We start from the raw sequence: 17,999 nt of genomic DNA, 5'->3' as shown, positions 1-17,999 counted from the left end.
CCGTCAACCGAGCGGTCGGGATCGGAATCGGAGGGCGTGCGCCGGCACGGGGACCCCGAGGGTCCTGGCCTGGTGGGCCCGGGTGACGACGGCGGCCCCCTCCAGCAGGTTCCGGGCGATCTGCACGACGGACCGGTTCTCGGGGTCGGCGAGCCACCCGTCGGCCGCCCACCGGTTGAAGGCCCCCATCGCCGGACCGCACCACAGCTGGTAGTCGAGCCGCCGGTCCTCCGCGCCCTCGATGGCCCACCGGCTGGAACTGCCGAGGTACCACCGGAACACCAGGGCCATGCGGTGCCGGGGGTCGCCCTCCGCCCTGACGAGTTCGGCCGGGTTCCTCCGCTCCCAGAACCGGCGGGTCCTGGCCCACACCTCGTCGAGGGACGCGTGCAGCACCTCCCGTTCGAGGGTGTCCCGCACGGGGCCGGGCAGCGCCTCCAGGCACGGGTACGACTCGTAGAGCACCCGCAGCCGACCGGCGCGGGAGGGGAAGAGGGTGCCCCTGCGCAGCACCTGGAGGCTGATGCCCAGCTCGAACATGTCCGCGGCGGGGGCCATCGTGACGTCGGTGACCTCGGCCTTGGCGAGCATGTCCTTGGCCTCCCGCGACAGGTTCGCCTCGACCGAGGCCTGGTTCACCGAACCGGTCACGACGTAGGCGGCGCCGAGCGCGAACGCGGCCGCCACCGCCTCGGGGGTGCCCAGTCCGCCGGCGGCCCCGACCCGGACCGGACGCCGGTAGCCGTGGCGGCGGGTCAGCTCGTCACGGAGGCCGAGGACGACCGGCAGCACGCACCCCAGCGGCCGGTTGTCCGTGTGACCTCCGCTGTCCCCCTCGACGGTGACGTCCTCGGCCACCGGAACGGTGGCGGCCAGGGCCGCCTCCTCCGGTGTCAGCTCGCCCCTGTCGACCAGCCCGCGCAGCAGTCGGTCGGGAGCCGGTGCCAGGAACAGCGCGGCGGTCTCCGGGCGCGACACCTTGGCGAACATCCGGGTGCGGCGCAGCACCTCCCCTCGCGACCCCCGGCGGAGTCCGGTGGCCGCGCAGCGGACGACGGTCGGGGTGAGGTCCATGAACGCCGACACCGAGACGCAGGGCACCTCGCGGTCCAGCAGCAGCTCCGCGACCGCCCGTTCGAGGTCCGGTTCGGCGGGCGAGTGGATCAGGTTGACCCCCCAGTTCCGGCGGCCGGGCAGGGCCGCGACGAGCTCGTCCACCGCCTTCCCGACCTCGGTCAGGCCGAGACCGGCGGCCCCGAGGAAACCGAGCAGGTCCGCCCTGGCCAGGGCGGTCACCATCCGGGTGCCGGCGATCCCGTTGGCCATCTCCCCGGCGACGTAGGGGAAGCGGACCCCGTGGGCGTCGAGGAAGGAGCGGTCGCCCAGCCATTCGGGGTAGGAGGGCGGGAGGGAGCCGACCAGTGGGTACCCGTGCGGCCCGCTGCCCGGTCCGCCGCCGACGCCGAGCCCGTAGTGGCCGTCCCGGTCGCGGACGACGTGCAGGGGTTCCCGGATGCGGTGCAGGGCGTCGGGGAGCTCGTGGGCGGTGAAGGCCGGCGGCAGTTCGGCCGGCCGCCAGGTCGGGAGGTTGGTCGAGGGGTGCGGGGGTGACACGGCCATCGGTGCTCCTCCGGTCAGTCGCTCGCGCCCAGCAGCGGTGGCCGGCGCATCGCCGCGGACAGGTAGTCCAGGTCGATCCGGGGAGGGGACGGCTCGCTGGTTCCGGCGGTCCCACCGAGCCGGGACCAGGTCCGGGAGGCGTCGAGTCGACGGTGGTGCAGCAGGTAGCCGGCGAGGGCTGGTTGCAGGCTGGTCGCGAACTCCAGGGCGGACAGCGGCGCGGGTAACTCGGAGACGAGGCGGATCCGCAGTGGTAGGAACCGTTCGACGAGACCCGTGAGGAGCAGGACGGACACGTCGTCCCGGGCGACGACGTGGTAGGTGTCGACCAGGCCGGTGGTCCCGCTGGCCGCGAGCCGCACCATCATCCGCGCGGCCTTCTCCACGGGGAGGAAGTTCAACCGCGCCTCGTGGTCCCCGACGACGCGGACCTCCGTCCTGGCCGACCCCCGCCCGGTGGAGGGCTCCTGGTGCTGGCGGACCGTGTCGGCCATCCTGCGGAGCAGGATCCCGACCGGGTGCCCTGGACGCGGGCCCCGGAAGGCCCGATCGGTGACCAGGACGCTCGGGCGGAGGACCGCCACCGGCCTGGCGTGTTCGGTGGCCCACCGGCGGACCAGCACCTCGGCCTCGAACTTGGACTGCTCGTAGAAGTTCTCGAAGCCGTGGCTGTCGTCCAGGTCGTCCTCTTCCACGGTGCCGTGCCGGCGACGGCCGGCGACGAACGCGGTGCTCACGTGGTACACCCGCGGCCTGCGCTCGCCGGCCAGGGCCAGGGCCAGGACGCCCCGGGTCCCGTCGAGGTTGGTCCGTCTCAGGTCGGCCAGCCCACCGCCGAGATCGGTGTCGCCCGCGCTGTGCCAGAGAGCGTCGATCTCGTCGGCGAGCGCGCGGAAGGCGGGGGGCCGCAGTCCGAGCCCCGGCGCGGTGAGGTCGACCGGCACAAGGCGCAGCCGGGTCCGGAGGTCGCGGACCTCCGCCGGTGTCGTGCCGAGTTCGGCGTAGAAGCGCATCAGCCGCCGGAGGGCGGTCGGGCCGGAGGAGCGCACCAGGACGATCAACTCGTCGTGTTCGGCCAACAGTTCGCGGACCAGGTGTATGCCGAGGAAACCGGTGGCTCCGGTGATGGCGACCGTCATGACCCGCGTTCTCCTTCGTCCATTCCCCAGAAGCAGACGAAAGACAATCACAGGAGTGGGAATGGCGACAGAGACCACTTCACGCTACTGGCCTAGCACTCGATCTATTGCACACCACAGTGCAGTCAATTCACTCCAATGCCAAAAGTGCATCGTTTCCGTCGACATTCTCGGCCGATCACCGCCCAGTTCCGCACCATGAGCGATCCACCGGTCGGGGAATACGGGACCGGCACCACTCCAGCGTCCCCCTGGCCGCCCTACCTGCGACTCCCCCGAACCCCGATGCCTCACGCCCACCCGCGCACCGGGATCGCTTCGGCGGCACATCCAGTTCCGGGAGGGGAGATGGCGGGCCAACGGAGCCGGTACGCCCCCGAGGGCAGGGTCCGGGACGGGCCGCCCCGCCCGGGACCGCCACGGCGGTCGAGGTGGGTCTCGAACGCCGCCGACGACGGGAACCGGGAATTCGCCCCGCGACCCGAGACCTTTCCGGAAGCGGACCGACGGCCCACACGAAGGTGAACCGTTCGAGTGAAAACGCGACGGCCGCCTCCGTCACGCGGGGAGCCGGCGGGAGGATCGGACCACCCGACCCCGTGGGCGACGACGAACGCGGAGACGCCCCGTTCCCCGCCGGGGGTGCGCTCCCCGGGGCCCGGCTGCGACGGGCTTCGCGATCCGCACGACCGACCCCTTCCCGAACTCGCTCCACCCCGCCTAGTATAAAAAACGTACGTACGGTTTTGGAGGCTTGATGCAGAACCCCCAGTGGGACCCCGCCACCTACCTCACCTTCGCCGAGGAGCGGGGCCGCCCCTTCCACGACCTGCTCGCCCGGGTCAGGACGACCGCGCCCCGCCGGGTCGTCGACCTCGGCTGCGGCCCCGGCAACCTCACCGCCGACCTACCTCGCCGGTGGCCCACCGCCACGGTCGAGGCGCTCGACTCCTCGCCCGAGATGGTCGAGGAGGCCCGCGCGCTCGGACTGGCGGCGGAGCTGGGAGACGTCCGGGAGTGGCACCCGAGCCCGGACACCGACGTCGTCGTCGCCAACGCCCTCCTCCAGTGGGTCCCCGAGCACCGGGAGCTGCTCCGCCGTTGGACGCGGGAGCTCCCGGCTGGCGCGACCATCGCCTTTCAGGTCCCCGGGAACCAGGGCAGCCCCGCGCACGTCAGCGCCCGCCAGGTCGCCACCACGACCCGCTGGCGGGAACGGCTCGGCGACGCGCTCGTCGCCCGCGCCGACGTCGTCTCCACCCCCACCGAGTACGGCGACCTCCTGGCGGCGGCCGGGTGCGCGGTCGACGCGTGGGAGACCACCTACCTCCAGCGGCTGACCGGCGAGGACCCGGTCCTGGAATGGCTCAGCGGAACGGGTCTCCGTCCGGTGCGGACCCAGCTCGACGACGCCGGGTGGCGTGAGTTCCGAGAGGACCTCGCCCCGCTGCTCCGGGAGGCCTATCCGCGTCGGGCGGACGGCACGACGTGGTTCCCCTTCCGGCGGATCTTCGTCGTGGCGACCACCCCGCGGGGCTGACCGGGCCGTGAGCCACCACCGACCGTGCCGGTGTGGTGGCCACGAGGGGTGCCGTTCCCACCGGGAAGGGGGTTCCGGGCCGCGTTCGGGCGCGGCCCGGGCATCAGGGCACCGGCCTCGCGGATCGGGAGGCGGCCGGGCCGGGACGGAACTCCCGAAGCGCGCGTCACGGGGCCGTCCCCGTTCGGAGCAGGGCGCACCGGAGATCGACCGCGCCGACCGTCGGTCCACGGCCAGCCCGCGCGGGACGACGTGGTTCCGCTCCGACCTCCGCGACGCCCGGCCGCCGCCCGCCGTGCGGGCGGCGGGCCACCACGCTCCCCCGGCGCTGGCACGCCTCGCCCAGCACCGCCGTCACCGCGACCGCCGGGGCGAGGGCCGAGGGGCGCGGCACCGACGACTGGCCCAGGGGACCCCGTCCACCGCCGCCGGCCCACCCGAGCGGGGAGGCCCGACCCACCCGGAGCGGGGGTCCGCCCGTCGAAGCGGGTGGGCGGGCCGCCCATGCGGTAGGCCCGCCCACGCGCCCTCGTCGCCGAGGGCCGTCAGATGTCCGTCTCGCTGTAGCGGGCGGAGGTCCGACGGGCCAGGTCACGTACCTTGGCCGACGCCGAGTCCACGGTCGTGCGGACCGTGGGGTGGTTGACGACCTGCTGGTAGGCGCGAACCAGTTGCTCGTAGCGTGCCCGCCCCGCCTTCGCCCCCAGGACGTAGCCGACGGCGGCACCGATCGCGATCTTGATCATGTTGCCTCCTCGGTGGTCAGGCTACGCGGGGCTCGCCGCACCCGCAGCGGAGCGTGCGCGACCGACTCCACGTGCGGGTGAAGCGTCCCCCATCTCAGGAACGCCGGCTACTCCTGGGAGGCATCCCGTGCTCGGCGGATCTGGGCGGCGACCGCCGTCGCCACCTCGGTGACGGCCCCGCCGTCGGTGCCCGGCTCCGGCCGGACCTGCAACAGCACCCCGGTCCGGCCCGGAATCCTCCGCTGGACGAACCAGGCTCCCCCACCCGGGAGCTCCCGGTGGTGACGGGACTGGATGGAACCGGTGACCCGCTTGTGGACGATCTCCGGCAGCCGCCCCGGCTGTTCCAGCGCGTACCGGCGCGGGGCCTGGTCGGTGAGCACCTGCACGTCCTCCGCCGGCTCCTCGGCCACGGACTCGACCACCGTGAGGACCCCGTCCCGCCAGGTCGCCTTGCTGACCAGGTGCCAACCGACCCGCCGGTGGCCCACCTCCACGTCAGGCAGCCACAGCCCCAGCTGGGTCGCGAGGACGACCCCACCCAGCCCCGTCGACGCGGAGGCGAGCACGCGTTCGTCCCCCTCGAGCGTGCCCTCGAAGCCGTCGGGTACGGGTTCCCGCCCGGCCAGCTGCTCGGTGAACCGCTTCCACCAGCCCGTCACACCAGTCCTCCCATGGCCGACTGCTCCCGCAGCGCCTTCCGGTACTCCTCCAGGCTCACCAGGTCCCCGAACAGGGCCCGGTACTCGTCGGCGTCCTGGGTGGGCGACATCCGCTGGAGCCTCGACTTCAGGTCGGAGATCTGGCTGGCCACCACGAACTCACGCATCGCGGCGAGGATGCTGGACACGTAGCGGGGATCGGACTCCGACCGGGAGCGCAACGACTCCACCGACAGCTCGGTCAGCAACGACCGGAGCGAGTCGTGCGCGCACTCCCGGCCCACGGCGTCCACCAGCGAGGACCCCGACAGCCCGCAGGACGCGCCGCCGGCGGCGATCACGGCCCGGTGCAGCGCGACGTAGGCGGGGTGGGTGAAGGCGCTCTCGTCCAGCGTGTCGTACACCGGGCCGGCGAGCGCGGGGAGCTGGAGCGCGATCTTCAGCGCCTCCCGCTGCACGTGCAGCGCCGGGTCACGGGGATCGGGGCGGGCAGGCGCGTCGACGTCGACGGCCAGGCTGCCCTGGTTCGGGTCGGTCGCCCGTGCCCGTCGGGGCCGGGGGCCTCCGCCTTCCCCCCGGCGCTCTCCCGCACCCGGCGCACCACCGTCTGCTCCTCGGGCCAGCCGACCCAGCCGGCCAGCCGGGGCGCGTAACGCTCCCGGAGCGCCTGGTCCTTGATCCTGGCCACCAGCGGGACCGTGCGCCGCAGCGCCTCCACCTGCCCCTCGGCGGTGTCCAGGTCGTACTCCTCCAACACCGCCCTGATCGCGAACTCGAACAGCGGGGTGCGCTGGGCGACGAGGTCCCGGACCGCCGCGTCCCCCTTGTCCTGCCGGAGTTCGCACGGGTCCATGCCCTCCGGCGCGACCGCGACGTAGGTCTGGGTGGTGAACCGCTGGTCCTCGTCGAAGGCGCGCAGCGCGGCCTTCTTCCCCGCCTCGTCGCCGTCGAAGGTGTAGATCACCTCGCCCCGGAAGGCGTCGTCGTCCATCAACAACCTGCGGAGCACCGCGATGTGGTCCTCACCGAAGGCCGTCCCGCAGGAGGCCACCGCCGTGGGAACACCCGCCAGGTGCATGGCCATCACGTCGGTGTAGCCCTCCACCACGACGGCCTGCCGCCGGCGGGCGATCTCCCGACGGGCCAGGTCGAGACCGAAGAGCACCTGCGACTTCTTGTAGATCGGGCTCTCGGAGGTGTTGACGTACTTCGCCTGGATCGGGTCCTCGTCGAAGATCCGGCGGGCGCCGAACCCGACGACGTCCCCGGAGATCTCCCGGATCGGCCACAACAACCGGCGGTGGAACCGGTCGATCGGGCCGCGCCGGCCCTCGCGGGAGAGCTGCGCCTTGTACAGCTCCTCCAGCGCGAAACCCCGCCCGAGCAGGTGCTTGGTGAGCGTGTCCCACCCGGCGGGGGCGAAACCGCAGCCGAACCGGGTCGCCGCCTCCTCGTCGAAGCCCCGGGTGGCCAGGAACTCGCGGGCGGCCACCGCCTCCGGGGTGCGCAGCTGTTCCGCGTAGAACTCCGCCGCCGCCCGGTGCGCCTCGATCAGCCGGGACCGCGTCCCCCGGTCCCGCTGGACCGTGGTGCCGCCGCCCTCGTAGGTCAACCGGTACCCGATGCGGTCCGCCAGCCGCTCGACCGCCTCGACGAAACCGAGGTGGTCGTGCTTCATCAGGAAGCTGATCGCGTCGCCACCCTCACCGCAGCCGAAGCAGTGGAAGGTGCCGTGGTTCGGGCGCACGTTGAACGAGGGGGTCTTCTCGTCGTGGAAGGGGCACAGTCCCTTGAGCGCGCCCGCACCGGCACGACGAAGCTCGACGTACTCCCCGATGACCTCGTCGACCCGGCTGCGGTCCCGTACTTCCGCGATGTCGCTGTCCCGGATCCGTCCCGCCACGCCCCGAGTCTAGGGACACCTCCGAGCGATCCGCTCGGAGGTCCGACCGGGGGCCCACTCCGACCCCTGCGGGCGCACCGGCCGTCACCGACCGGGGTCGGCCACCCGCGCCAGGAAGTACACCTCCCCGCTCCGGCGGTGCCGCACGAGCAGCAGGAACGGCCGATCCAGCCGGACGACCACCGGGCGGGAGGGCGGCGCCGCGGCGGTGAGGGAGACCACGGCGGCCGTCGCGGCCGCCCCCTCCAGACCCTGTTCGTCGACCCGCAGCACCGCCTCGTGCACCACCGAGGACAGCAGTACCCGCCGGGACTCGCTGATCCCGCTCAGGTCGGCGTCCGAGGTGAAGACCGTGTCCACCCCCAGCCCCCCGAGCGGTTCCCGGAGCTCGGCGCGCCCGGAGACCCGCAGCCGGGGCAGGAACAGGTCCACCTGCGTGGAGCGCATCGCGTCGAGCAGCCGCCCCAGGGTCCACGCGTCCAGGGCGACCTCCGAGTCCTGGAGATCGCCGTCCGGGAGCAACGCGACGGCCTCCACCCCGCCGTGCGTTGGCAGGCTGACCGCCTGCCAGCCGTCCTGGGCCGCGTGCGGCAACCGGCTGACCTGCCGCATGGTCGGCACGTCCCGCCGGCCCCCCGGGGAGTGGAAGGGCAGGGGGGAGGTGCGGTGCTCGGTGAAGCCAACGATCCAGGACGTCCGCAGGTACAACGCGTTCACGAGGGTGGCGACCGTCCGGGGCTCCACCGACCCGGGCGCCAGCAGCTCCGGGATCAGGTCACGCGTGGTCTCCGCGACGTCCTGGTTGATCAGCCGACGCACGCCGTCGGGATCGGAGGCGAAGTCCGCCGCTCGGACCGCCCCACCCGGCCAGTCCCCGAGCCCCTCGACGAAGTCCCCGGAGACGTCGATGTCCGGTCGCACCCACAACGTGTTGCTGAGCGCGAGCACCGGCCGCTCCTGGTGGGTCCCGAGCACCTTCAGCGAGCTCGCGGAGGTGAGCCGTTCCGCGATGCGGTCGACGCCCTCCGCCTTGCCGGGGCTCAGCAGGGCGAGCAGCTCGTCCCTGGTCCGGCCGCGCGCCCCGGCGGCGACGAGACCCAGGCCGCTGGTGACCGAGTAGGGCGACCAGCAGAACGTGGTCGCGGGATCTGGTTCGAGAGCACGCAGCAGGGACAGTGCGAATGCGAGATGAGCGCGATCATCCACCGAGGACAGCTCCCTGGTCGAGGGTTTCCGGCCGTCGACGTGTCCCGCGACCGGGCTGTTCGCCAACCTACCGCCGGCGCGGGGTGTCGCGGGGCACCGAGGAGGGCCGACGCGGACCGGGACCGACGGCGGGTCAGCCTGGTGCGGGGGTGCCCCGGCCACGCGGTGGCAAACCGGCGCCGGCTCTCCCGGCGGGCGGGCGCCGACGAACGGCGCCCGGAGCTGGAACGCTCCGAGCCGCGGGCGAATCCCCGTCTCGGGCTGGGTGGGTGGGGGCCGACGAGCCGGTGCCCACCCCCGACGGCGCCCAGGCCGAGGCGCGCCCCCGGAATCCCCTGCCCTCGGCCGTGCCGTTCGTCCGCCGTGCCGTGGTCCCCGGGCGGCACCGGCCATGACCCGCACCCGAGGAGACCGTGGTCGTCGGCAGAGCGACCCACCCCTGGTCCCCGGGTTCGACCGGTGGCACGAGCCCGACCAGCCCTGACCCCGCACGACACGACCGCCGTCCTCGACCGCTCCGAGGCCGTCACCCGGGCGTGGCCCGACGGTGTCGGCGAGGACCCGCGCACCGTGGTCGGGCAGGGCCCACCCGGTCCTCGCCAGGTGTGGGGACGCGGGACGACCCCGTAGGTCGCGTCGGGGCGCGGCGCGTCGAGCGCGGCCGGGTCGCTACCCGTGCCGGCACCCCCGGCGAGCAGGGCACCGGACCAAGGGCCGCGGAACGGTGGTGGGACGTCCGCACCCCGCCCCGGCGGGGGAGGTCGGCCCACGGGATCGACGGGGGTGAACCGTCAGCTCCGCTCGCCTCGACGACGCACCAGGTGGGCGTGCCAGCGGTGGGCCTGGGCGTCGGTGAGGCAGGCGACCTGGTCGACGACCACCCGCAGCCGGCGGGTGTCGTCGGCGGCCCGGATCCAGGCCGGCAGGAAGGCCGGGTCGAGCGCGTCGGGGGCGCGGTCGAGCAGGGCCTCGACGAGTTCCGCCAGCAGCTCCCGCTGGTCCGCCTGCACCGCGAGGCGACGCGGATCGCTCATGACGTACCGGACCGCGAGGGACTTCAGCACCGCCACCTCCGCGGCCACCTCCGCCGGTACGACCAGCTCGGCCGCGTACCGGACGAGCGGACCGGGACCGAACTTGTCGCGGGTGCCCGCGACCGCCGCCGAGGCGAACCGGCCGACGAGTTCACTGGTCAGGCGCTTCAACGCCACCTGGGCTCGCAGTCCACCGTCGTACCGGAGGACGTCGGCGACCACCGGCAACCGAGCCAGCCGCGCGGCGGCGGTCTCCAACTCGGCGACCCCGTCGAGGGAGAAGTTCGCGGCGGCGAGTTCGGCCAGCGCGCGTCGCTCCACGGCGTCGGTGAGGACGCGCAGCGAGATCCGCCCGGCCACGACGCCGTCCTCGACGTCGTGCACCGAGTAGGCGACGTCGTCGGCCCAGTCCATCACCTGCGCCTCCAGGCAGCGCGGCGGGTCGGTGTCCCCGGCGGAGCCGCCGACGCCGCCGGCCGGCGCGCCGTGCCGCACCCAGTCGAAGACCGCCTGGTCCTCGGCGTACACACCGAACTTCCGCTGCCCGGGGCGCCGCGGCCACGGGTACTTGACCGTGGCGTCCAGGGACGCCCTCGTGAGGTTCAGGCCGGCCACCCGCTGCTCGGCGTCGATCGACTTCGGTTCCAGCCTGGTCAGGATGCGCAGCGTCTGCGCGTTGCCCTCGAACCCCCCGCAGGCGGCGGCCAGCTCGTTCAACGCCTGCTCACCGTTGTGACCGAAGGGCGGGTGACCGATGTCGTGGGCGAGGCCGGCGGTGTCCACCACGTCGGGGTCGCACCCCAGCTCGGCACCGATGCCCCGGCCGATCTGCGCGACCTCCAGCGAGTGGGTGAGCCGGGTGCGGGGCACGTCTCCCTCGTCCGGGCCCACCACCTGCGTCTTACCCGCGAGGCGGCGCAGGGCGGCGGAGTGCAGCACCCGGGCGCGGTCCCTGGCGAACGGACTCCGCTGTTCGCCGTGCGCGCCGGGCAGCGCGGCCTGCTTGGGCTGCTCGGGGAGCAGCCTGGCCACATCGTGCTCACGGTACCGCTGGCTCATCGGGGCAAGCCTACGGGCCGCCGGCGCCGGGACGGCGTGAACCCGCCACCACCCGCGTCGGAGGACCCCCGCCCGACCTGCGGATCTTCGAGGGTTCCCCGGCGCCGCCGTCAGCCAAGACCCGTCTGGGCGTCCACGGCCACCGGGGCGTGCGTGGCGCGGTAGTGCAACAACGCGGCCGTCTCGCGGATGATGTACTTGGCCTGCATCTCCCTGGTCTGCACGATGGGCCCCCGCCGCGTGGGTGAGGCGCTGGCGTCCAGCCCGGCGTCCCTGGCCATCGTCACCGCGCGCAGCGAGTGCCAGGGATCGCTGACGATCACCGCACTCCGCCAACCCTGCCGCTCGGCCTCCTCGGCGGCGGCCCGGACACTGCCGAGGGTGTCGCTGCCCTCGCCGACCGGGACGATGGCCGCCTCGGGGACTCCTCGGTCGATCAGCCAGTTCCGGCCCGCCTCCGCCTCGGTGTACACGTCGCCGGCTCGGCTGCCTCCCACGGTGAGGACCCGGTCGGCGACCCCGTCCGCGTAGAGCTGGGCGGTGTGTTCGAGACGCGCCTCCAGGACGGCGGACGGACGGCCGTTGTACTGCGCGGCGCCCAGCACGATGACGACGTCCGCCGGCCCGCGGTCGTCGTCGCGGGCGACCTGCCAGACGCGGAAGAGGGTGCCGCCGACCACGAACAGGCCCATCAGGAGAACACCGATCACGGTCCTGGTGAACAGACGTCGAAGTCGGGAGCCACGGGAGGACGGAGTGGCGACCACGGGAGAATGGTGGCAGAAGGCCGAGGCGCCTGCTCGGCCCGTCGATCTTTTGACCCCCTCCTCACCTGCCCACTCGCCGGACGGCCCCACCGGGACCACCCGCCGTGGTGACGACCGCCCGCCGAAGGACTCCCCCGGATCCGGTGCCGGCCCTTCCCGCACCCGGACGGGAGCTGGCGACGGCCCGGGACGGGCGGCTCCCGTCCCTCCGGACAGGCCCGACCCAGCTCGACACGGCCCGACCGGCCGCGTACACCTCGATCATGTCCGTTCACCCCGCCAGCACCCTGCTCCTCGTCAGCGGAAGCGTCCGCCGGGGATCGGTGAACTCCGCCGCCCTGGCCACCGCCGCGTCCACCCTGCCGGGCGGGTGGCAGGCCACCATGTACTCCGGTCTCGCCGACCTGCCGCACTTCTCACCCGACCTCGACACCGACGGTGGTCCCCGGCCCGTCCTCGACCTCCGCGCGGCGATCCGGAACGCCGACGCCCTGCTGTTCTCGACGCCCGAGTACGCCGGAACCCTCCCCGGAGCGTTCAAGAACCTGCTGGAGTGGACGATCGGTGACACGGTCATGACCGGCAAGCCGGTGGCGTGGCTCAACCCGTCGACCGCGCCACGACGCGCGGCGGGCACCTACCAGGCGCTGCGGACCGTCCTCGCCTACACCGCGGCGCGGATCGTCGAGGACGCGTGCCTCGACGTGCCCGTCGAGCGGGGCCAGATCGGCGCGGACGGCGTGGTCACCGACCCGGATGTCCGGCGCCGTATCGGCGGCTCGGTGCGCGCGCTGACGGCGTCCGCCCCCAACGGCCGCTGACAGCGCTCCGGCGACGGCCCCGGCCCGGGAGGGTCGCCGCCCCGGGGGACGCGGCCGGCCCCGCCCACGCTCGACCTCCGGAGCGTCCCGCGCGGGGCGCCGGCCCGGACCTGATCCGGAGCCTCGCGCCGCCTGGCCGTGCCGGTCGCGTGGCCGCCGGTTACCCGCTTGCCACCGCCCCGGCGATCCACGAAGGTGCACCCATGTCAGCAGCGCATCCCACCATCCTCGCCACCTCCGGCGGCCTGCTGCGGGGACACCGCACCGAGCTGGAGTTCGCGCCACTCCTGCACCACGCCGTCGAGCTCTCCGGCGTGCACGGCCGCCGGCCCGTGGTCTGCCACGTGGGGACCGCCGGCGGCGACCAGCGGTGGTTCAACGCGGCCGTGTCGGAGGCCGGGCAGCTCGCCGGGGTCGAGGTCCGGCACCTGAACCTGTTCCCGATGCCCCCGACCGCCGACCTCGACGACTACGTCCGGTCCTCCGACGTCGTCTGGGTGAACGGCGGGTCCGTCGCGAACCTGCTCGCGGTCTGGCGGGTCCACGGGCTGGACGCCGTGTTCCGCCGCGCATGGGAGTCCGGTGTCGTCCTCGGCGGCGTGTCCGCCGGGTCGATCTGCTGGTTCCGGGGCGGCACCACCGACTCCTTCGGCCCCGAGCTCCGGATCGTCGACAACGGACTGGGCCTGCTCCCCTACGGCAACGGGGTGCACTACGACAGCGAGGCCGCGCGGCGCCCCGCCGTCCACGCCGGGGTCGCCTCCGGCGAGTTGCCGGACACCTACTGCACGGACGACGGGGTGGGTCTGGTGTTCCGCGGCACCGACCTCGTGGAGGCCGTGACCGAGCGGCCGGGCAAGGGCGCGTACCTGGTCACCGCCGACCAGGCTGGTGACGGGGTGACCGAACGGCGCATCGAACCCCGCGCCCTGGTCTGACCGCCGGCCCCCGCACCACGGCCCACGCGGCACCCCGAGTTCGCCCCGTGCCCTCGGCGGGCCGAGGTGGGCTGGCCAGGGCGCGTCACGCCGCCCCACCCAGGGAGGCGGGGCGCGGCAGGACCCGCTGGTCCCGTCCCGGTCGCGGCCGCGGGGGCCGGGCCGTCGATCGACGCCGCCCCCGGGCTCCCGGGTCGCCGCCCCGGGGCGGCGACCGGCCGGGCGAACCGGCCCGGTCGCCTCCGTGCCTCAGCAGCCGACGAGGCGGGCGGCCAGGTAGGACTCCAGCTGGTCCATCGACACCCGCTCCTGCGACATGGTGTCCCGCTCGCGCACCGTCACCGCGTTGTCGTTCAGGGAGTCGAAGTCGATCGTGACGCAGAACGGCGTCCCGATCTCGTCCTGACGGCGGTACCGGCGGCCGATGGCCCCGGCGTCGTCGAAGTCGATGTTCCAGTTCCTGCGCAGCGCCGTGGCGAGATCACGCGCCTTCGGCGAGAGGTCACTGTTCCGCGACAGCGGGAGGACGGCGACCTTGACCGGGGCGAGCCGGCGGTCCAGCTTGAGCACCACTCGCGTGTCGACGCCGCCCTTGGCGTTGGGGGCCTCGTCCTCGTGGTACGCGTCGACGAGGAACGCCATCATCGGGCGGCCCACCCCGGCCGCCGGTTCGATCACGTACGGGCGGTACCGCGAGCCGGTCTTCTGGTCGAAGTACGACAGGTCCACGCCCGAGTTGTTGCTGTGGGTCGTCAGGTCGAAGTCGGTGCGGTTGGCGATGCCCTCCAGCTCGCCCCACTCCTGCCCCGCGGAGAACCCGAAGCGGTACTCGATGTCCACCGTCCGCTTCGCGTAGTGGGACAGCTTCTCCTTCGGGTGCTCGTAGTGCCGCAGGTTCTCCCTGGCGATCCCGAGGTCGGTGTACCAGTCGGTGCGGAAGTCGATCCAGTACTGGTGCCAGGTCTCGTCCTCGCCGGGCTCCACGAAGAACTCCATCTCCATCTGCTCGAACTCCCTGGTCCGGAAGATGAAGTTGCCGGGCGTGATCTCGTTGCGGAAGGACTTCCCGATCTGCCCGATGCCGAACGGCGGCTTCCGCCGGGACGTGGTCAGCACGTTCAGGAAGTTGACGAAGATGCCCTGCGCCGTCTCGGGCCGCAGGTAGTGCAGGCCCTCGTCGCTCTCGACGGCACCGAGGTGCGTCTTGAGCATCATGTTGAACTCGCGGGGAGCGGTGTACTGGCCGCGCGTGCCGCAGTTGGGGCAGGGCACGTCGCCGAGGTCGCCCTCCAGCACCTCCTTGCCGGTGCGCTCCGCGTACTCCTCGGCCAGGTGGTCGGCGCGGTAGCGGCGGTGGCAGGACAGGCACTCCACCAGCGGGTCGTGGAACGCGCCCACGTGGCCGGAGGCGACCCACACGTCGCGGGGGAGGATGACCGAGGAGTCGAGACCCACGACGTCCTCGCGGCCCTGCACCATCGCCTTCCACCACTGGCGCTTGATGTTGTCCTTCAGCTCCACGCCCAGCGGACCGTAGTCCCACGCCGACCTGGTCCCGCCGTAGATCTCACCGCTGGGGTAGACGAAGCCACGGCGCTTGCACAGGTTGACGACGGTGTCGATCCGATCGGCGGGCACGGGTACTCCAATGACGGTGTGAGCGGTACTGACGCGCGTTGCACCAAGAGTAGCGACTACGACCTGGTGCCTCCGCGCGCCCCGGACGCCCCGCCGAGCGGGCGGCCGAGGGCCGTCCCCCACCCGGCTCCGATGGGCTCGACCGTCAGGCGTCGGCGGGGGAGGTCTCCAGCTCGGCGATCACCACCCGGTTGTCCTCGTACCCGTCCTGACCACCGACGAAGTCGCCGCCGCAGGTGACGAGGACGAGGCGGTGCGGCCCCTGCTGGCCGAAGAGGTCCTCCGCGCGTGCGGGCAGCTCGTCCTTGTGCAGGGTGAAGACCTCGACGGTCCGGTAGACCCAGGTGCCACCGTCGACGTCGGTGACCTCGACGCGCTGGCCGACCTCGGCGCGGTGCAACTGGTCGAAGGGGCCGTCCTGCCCCTGCCAGTTGACGTGCCCGGACATCACCGACGCCCCGCTCGCGGCCCCGAGCCCGGCACCCCACCACGCCGCCTCGCCCAGGTCCTCGGGGATCGGGAGGACACCGTCGACCACCTCCGTCCGCACCAGGGTGGCCAGCCCGCCGTCGGCGAGCCGGACCGTGCCGGGCGGTTGCGGGGCGTCGGTGACGGGCGCGGAGGGCTGGTCGGGGACGACCGGGGGTGGGACGGCCGACGGTTCCGGAGCGGGCCGCTCACCGCTCGTCGGCGCCGCCGCCACCGGAGCCGGTACGTCGTCGTCCGGGGCGATCAGGACGGCGACGAGCACCCCGAGCACCGCTGCCGTGACCCCGGCCGCGGCGAGGCCGATCCACTTCCGCGCCCCCCGACGCGGGCGCTGACTGTCGCTGGAGTCCGACGGATAACCCTGCTGCGAGTACATGGCCAGTCTTCCTCGGTGCGCTCGATGTCGATGACCGGTGGATCAGCCGCTGCGGCGTCGTCACCGGACGTGAGACCGCATCAGCCTGCCAGCCCGACCCGGCGAAGGTAACCGCCCATTGGAAGGACGGTTGTCCACTCGGACGGCCGAGCGGGTCCGGTGAGCTCAGCGCCGTGGGATCTCGGGTCCGGCCGCCTCCCCCAACCGCACCGTGCCGGCGTCGTCGGCGAGCAGGCTGTCGGACCGGGTGACCGTCCCGCCCTCCCCCTCGGCCAGCACCTCGTACACCGCCGACTCGGCCGGAAGCGCCTCCGCGAGCAGCGGGACGACGTGCTCCCGCACCTCGAACGGGGAGAGCGCCCGCCGGTAGGCCGTCACCGACTCGAAGCGGGCGACCAGGACCCACCGCCGGGCGTCCTCGGTGGCCCGTGCCAGCCGCGCGTCCAGGCACCCGGCCTGCTCGCTGAGCAACCGCAGAGCCAGCTCGGCGCGTTCGGCGAAGCGGATCCGTTCCGAGTCGGGCACGTCGAACGGGCAGATCATCAACACGGCGGGGTTCCTCTTCTCGGTGATGGCAGGATTCGGGGACGGACGGCACCAGTGTGTCCGGCGCCACGGGGTGACGCGGAACGGGTGGGAGGTCAGCGATGGGCGGGTCCGGTGGACGACCTCGGCAGGACCGCGAGCGCGGACCGGAGGGGCCGCTCAGCCGGGTGCCGCCGGCGGCCGCGTTCGTGGGGGTCCTGGCCGTGTTCCTCATCGGGGTCTGGGTCGGTGGCCCGCTGGGGGCGGCGCTGCTGTCGGTGCTCCTGCTGTTCGTCCTCGGCCTGATCGTCACCCGCTGGCACCAGCTGCGCCCGGCGGAACGGGTGGGCAGGGTGCTGGTGGTGGCGGTGCTCACCCTCGTGACCCTGTCGGTCCTCGTTCCGGCGCTGCCCTGACCGGGACGACGCCGGGGCTGACCGGAAGGACGCGGCGCGGTCACCGAACGGTTCCAGCGCCTACGATGTAGGGGAGCCTGGCACGCGTGCCGTGCCGGTCCCGTGCGCCGACCGTAGGAGATCACCATGCCCGCCCCCACCCCTCACGGGACCAGTGCGACCACCCCGGTCGCCAGGGCGGCGGCCGGCATCCCCGGCGGCGAGCACTGCGGGGTGCGGGACGCGAGTCCACGTCCGCTGCCCGACCAGGGGACACTCGCCGCGGCGGGCGACCTGCTGCGCGCCCTGGCGGCACCGGTGCGGATCGCGATCGTGCTCCAGCTCAGGGCCGGTGACCGCTGCGTCCACGAGCTGGTCGACGCGCTCGAGGTCGCCCAACCGCTGATCAGCCAGCACCTGCGCGTCCTCAAGTCGGCGGGGGTGGTGCAGGGTCGCAGGCAGGGCCGCGAGGTGGTGTACCGCCTGGTCGACGAGCACCTGGCGCACATCGTGGTGGACGCGGTGACGCACGTGGAGGAGCCGGGCGAGCGGCAACGCCCCGAACGCACCGCCGGTGCCCGCGCACCGGCGACGACGCCCTGACGGAGGTTTCGTGACCGTTGACAAGAAGCCTGTCGCCGTGCCCGGCCTGCGGGCCACCCGGCAACGGGCGGCGGTGTCCAGTCTCCTGGCCAGGCAGAGCGACTTCCGGTCAGCGCAGGAGATCCACGAGGAGCTCCGCCGCAGCGGCGAGGGCATCGGACTGACCACGGTCTACCGAACACTCCAGAGCCTGGCGGACGCCGGCGAGGTCGACACCCTGCGCACCGACTCGGGGGAGGCGATCTACCGGCGCTGCTCCAGCCATCACCACCACCACCTGGTGTGCCGGCACTGCGGGCGGACGGTCGAGGTCGAGGGGCCGGCCGTCGAGCGGTGGACCAGCAGGGTCGCGCAGGAACACGGCTTCACGAACGTCAGCCACACCCTGGAGATCTTCGGCGACTGCGAGGACTGCCACGGGGGTTCCGGCTCCGGGGGTTGACCCCTACCCGGTCGGCCGGGGCACCGCCCCGGCCGAGGCGGTGCCCGCTCGGTGGCGAACCGGGAGACCCGCCCCGCCGCCGCCCGCCCCTCGCCG

Annotated in this window: 16 protein-coding genes and 1 pseudogene; 6 read left to right on the top strand and 11 right to left on the bottom strand. The window is 73.6% G+C overall.

Annotation, left to right across the window (positions count from 1 at the left end; genetic code table 11):
• Positions 1-3: 3 nt before the first annotated feature.
• Both G443_RS22775 and G443_RS22770 read right to left on the bottom strand, forming a co-directional pair.
• The gene (locus G443_RS22775; protein WP_026419860.1) at positions 4-1,620 is read right to left on the bottom strand and encodes a PfaD family polyunsaturated fatty acid/polyketide biosynthesis protein; all 1,617 of its coding nucleotides are present in this window, start codon (positions 1,618-1,620) and stop codon (positions 4-6) included.
• Positions 1,621-1,634: 14 nt separating this feature from the next.
• Entirely contained in the window at positions 1,635-2,759 is a 1,125-nt protein-coding gene (locus G443_RS22770; RefSeq protein WP_035292707.1) for an SDR family oxidoreductase, read from the bottom strand.
• 757 nt (positions 2,760-3,516) lie between these two features.
• Between G443_RS22770 and G443_RS22765 the strand changes: the two genes are divergently transcribed.
• Positions 3,517-4,299, top strand: coding sequence for a trans-aconitate 2-methyltransferase (locus G443_RS22765; RefSeq protein ID WP_026419859.1), 783 nt, complete (start codon positions 3,517-3,519; stop codon positions 4,297-4,299).
• A 545-nt stretch (positions 4,300-4,844) separates the two neighbouring features.
• Here G443_RS22765 and G443_RS22760 read toward each other — a convergent pair.
• The 6 genes and pseudogenes from G443_RS22760 to G443_RS22735 form a co-directional block, all read right to left on the bottom strand.
• Positions 4,845-5,045: a hypothetical protein gene (locus G443_RS22760; RefSeq protein WP_026419858.1), complete on the bottom strand. Its 201-nt coding sequence runs from the start codon at positions 5,043-5,045 to the stop codon at positions 4,845-4,847.
• 107 nt (positions 5,046-5,152) lie between these two features.
• A complete protein-coding gene (locus G443_RS22755) occupies positions 5,153-5,707 on the bottom strand; it encodes a hypothetical protein (protein WP_026419857.1) in 555 nt (184 codons plus the stop codon).
• Positions 5,704-7,610 (bottom strand): annotated as a pseudogene (dnaG, locus tag G443_RS22750) (DNA primase). The gene G443_RS22755 and the pseudogene dnaG overlap by 4 nt, the downstream one beginning before the upstream one ends.
• Before the next feature lie 84 nt (positions 7,611-7,694).
• The gene (locus G443_RS22745; protein ID WP_026419855.1) at positions 7,695-8,825 is read right to left on the bottom strand and encodes a serpin family protein; all 1,131 of its coding nucleotides are present in this window, start codon (positions 8,823-8,825) and stop codon (positions 7,695-7,697) included.
• A 782-nt stretch (positions 8,826-9,607) separates the two neighbouring features.
• Positions 9,608-10,909 carry a deoxyguanosinetriphosphate triphosphohydrolase gene (locus G443_RS22740; protein ID WP_026419854.1) on the bottom strand — a complete coding sequence of 434 codons (1,302 nt, stop codon included), beginning with the start codon at positions 10,907-10,909 and terminating at the stop codon, positions 9,608-9,610.
• 110 nt (positions 10,910-11,019) lie between these two features.
• Positions 11,020-11,601 (bottom strand): YdcF family protein, encoded by a 582-nt coding sequence (locus tag G443_RS22735; RefSeq protein WP_051314251.1) that lies wholly within the window; start codon positions 11,599-11,601, stop codon positions 11,020-11,022.
• Between the two features lie 338 nt (positions 11,602-11,939).
• Here G443_RS22735 and G443_RS22730 point away from each other — a divergent pair, with 338 nt between their 5' ends.
• Together G443_RS22730 and G443_RS22725 are read left to right on the top strand one after the other, a co-directional pair.
• Positions 11,940-12,497 (top strand): NADPH-dependent FMN reductase, encoded by a 558-nt coding sequence (locus tag G443_RS22730; protein WP_026419852.1) that lies wholly within the window; start codon positions 11,940-11,942, stop codon positions 12,495-12,497.
• Between the two features lie 203 nt (positions 12,498-12,700).
• On the top strand, positions 12,701-13,435 hold the full coding sequence (locus G443_RS22725) for a Type 1 glutamine amidotransferase-like domain-containing protein (protein ID WP_026419851.1): 735 nt from the start codon (positions 12,701-12,703) through the stop codon (positions 13,433-13,435).
• 249 nt (positions 13,436-13,684) lie between these two features.
• Here G443_RS22725 and G443_RS22720 read toward each other — a convergent pair whose 3' ends face one another.
• The 3 genes from G443_RS22720 to G443_RS22710 form a co-directional block, all read right to left on the bottom strand.
• Entirely contained in the window at positions 13,685-15,073 is a 1,389-nt protein-coding gene (locus tag G443_RS22720) for a glycine--tRNA ligase (protein ID WP_026419850.1), read from the bottom strand.
• Positions 15,074-15,218: 145 nt separating this feature from the next.
• The gene (locus G443_RS22715) at positions 15,219-15,938 is read right to left on the bottom strand and encodes a class F sortase (protein WP_026419849.1); all 720 of its coding nucleotides are present in this window, start codon (positions 15,936-15,938) and stop codon (positions 15,219-15,221) included.
• A gap of 165 nt (positions 15,939-16,103) precedes the next feature.
• Positions 16,104-16,481 carry an antibiotic biosynthesis monooxygenase gene (locus G443_RS22710; protein ID WP_245588916.1) on the bottom strand — a complete coding sequence of 126 codons (378 nt, stop codon included), beginning with the start codon at positions 16,479-16,481 and terminating at the stop codon, positions 16,104-16,106.
• A gap of 104 nt (positions 16,482-16,585) precedes the next feature.
• Between G443_RS22710 and G443_RS22705 the strand changes: the two genes are divergently transcribed.
• The 3 genes from G443_RS22705 to G443_RS22695 all read left to right on the top strand — a co-directional run bounded on the left by G443_RS22705 (position 16,586) and on the right by G443_RS22695 (position 17,903).
• The gene (locus tag G443_RS22705; RefSeq protein ID WP_051314199.1) at positions 16,586-16,879 is read left to right on the top strand and encodes a DUF6703 family protein; all 294 of its coding nucleotides are present in this window, start codon (positions 16,586-16,588) and stop codon (positions 16,877-16,879) included.
• 126 nt (positions 16,880-17,005) lie between these two features.
• On the top strand, positions 17,006-17,461 hold the full coding sequence (locus tag G443_RS22700) for an ArsR/SmtB family transcription factor (RefSeq protein ID WP_026419847.1): 456 nt from the start codon (positions 17,006-17,008) through the stop codon (positions 17,459-17,461).
• A gap of 10 nt (positions 17,462-17,471) precedes the next feature.
• A complete protein-coding gene (locus G443_RS22695) occupies positions 17,472-17,903 on the top strand; it encodes a Fur family transcriptional regulator (protein ID WP_026419846.1) in 432 nt (143 codons plus the stop codon).
• Positions 17,904-17,999: the final 96 nt, after the last annotated feature.

Origin of the sequence: Actinoalloteichus caeruleus DSM 43889 (assembly GCF_000429185.2) — a bacterium.
In the GTDB taxonomy this organism is placed as follows: domain Bacteria; phylum Actinomycetota; class Actinomycetes; order Mycobacteriales; family Pseudonocardiaceae; genus Actinoalloteichus_B; species Actinoalloteichus_B caeruleus.
The sequence above is the reverse complement of the archived record's forward strand: the minus strand, read 5'-3'. Positions and strand labels throughout refer to the sequence as shown.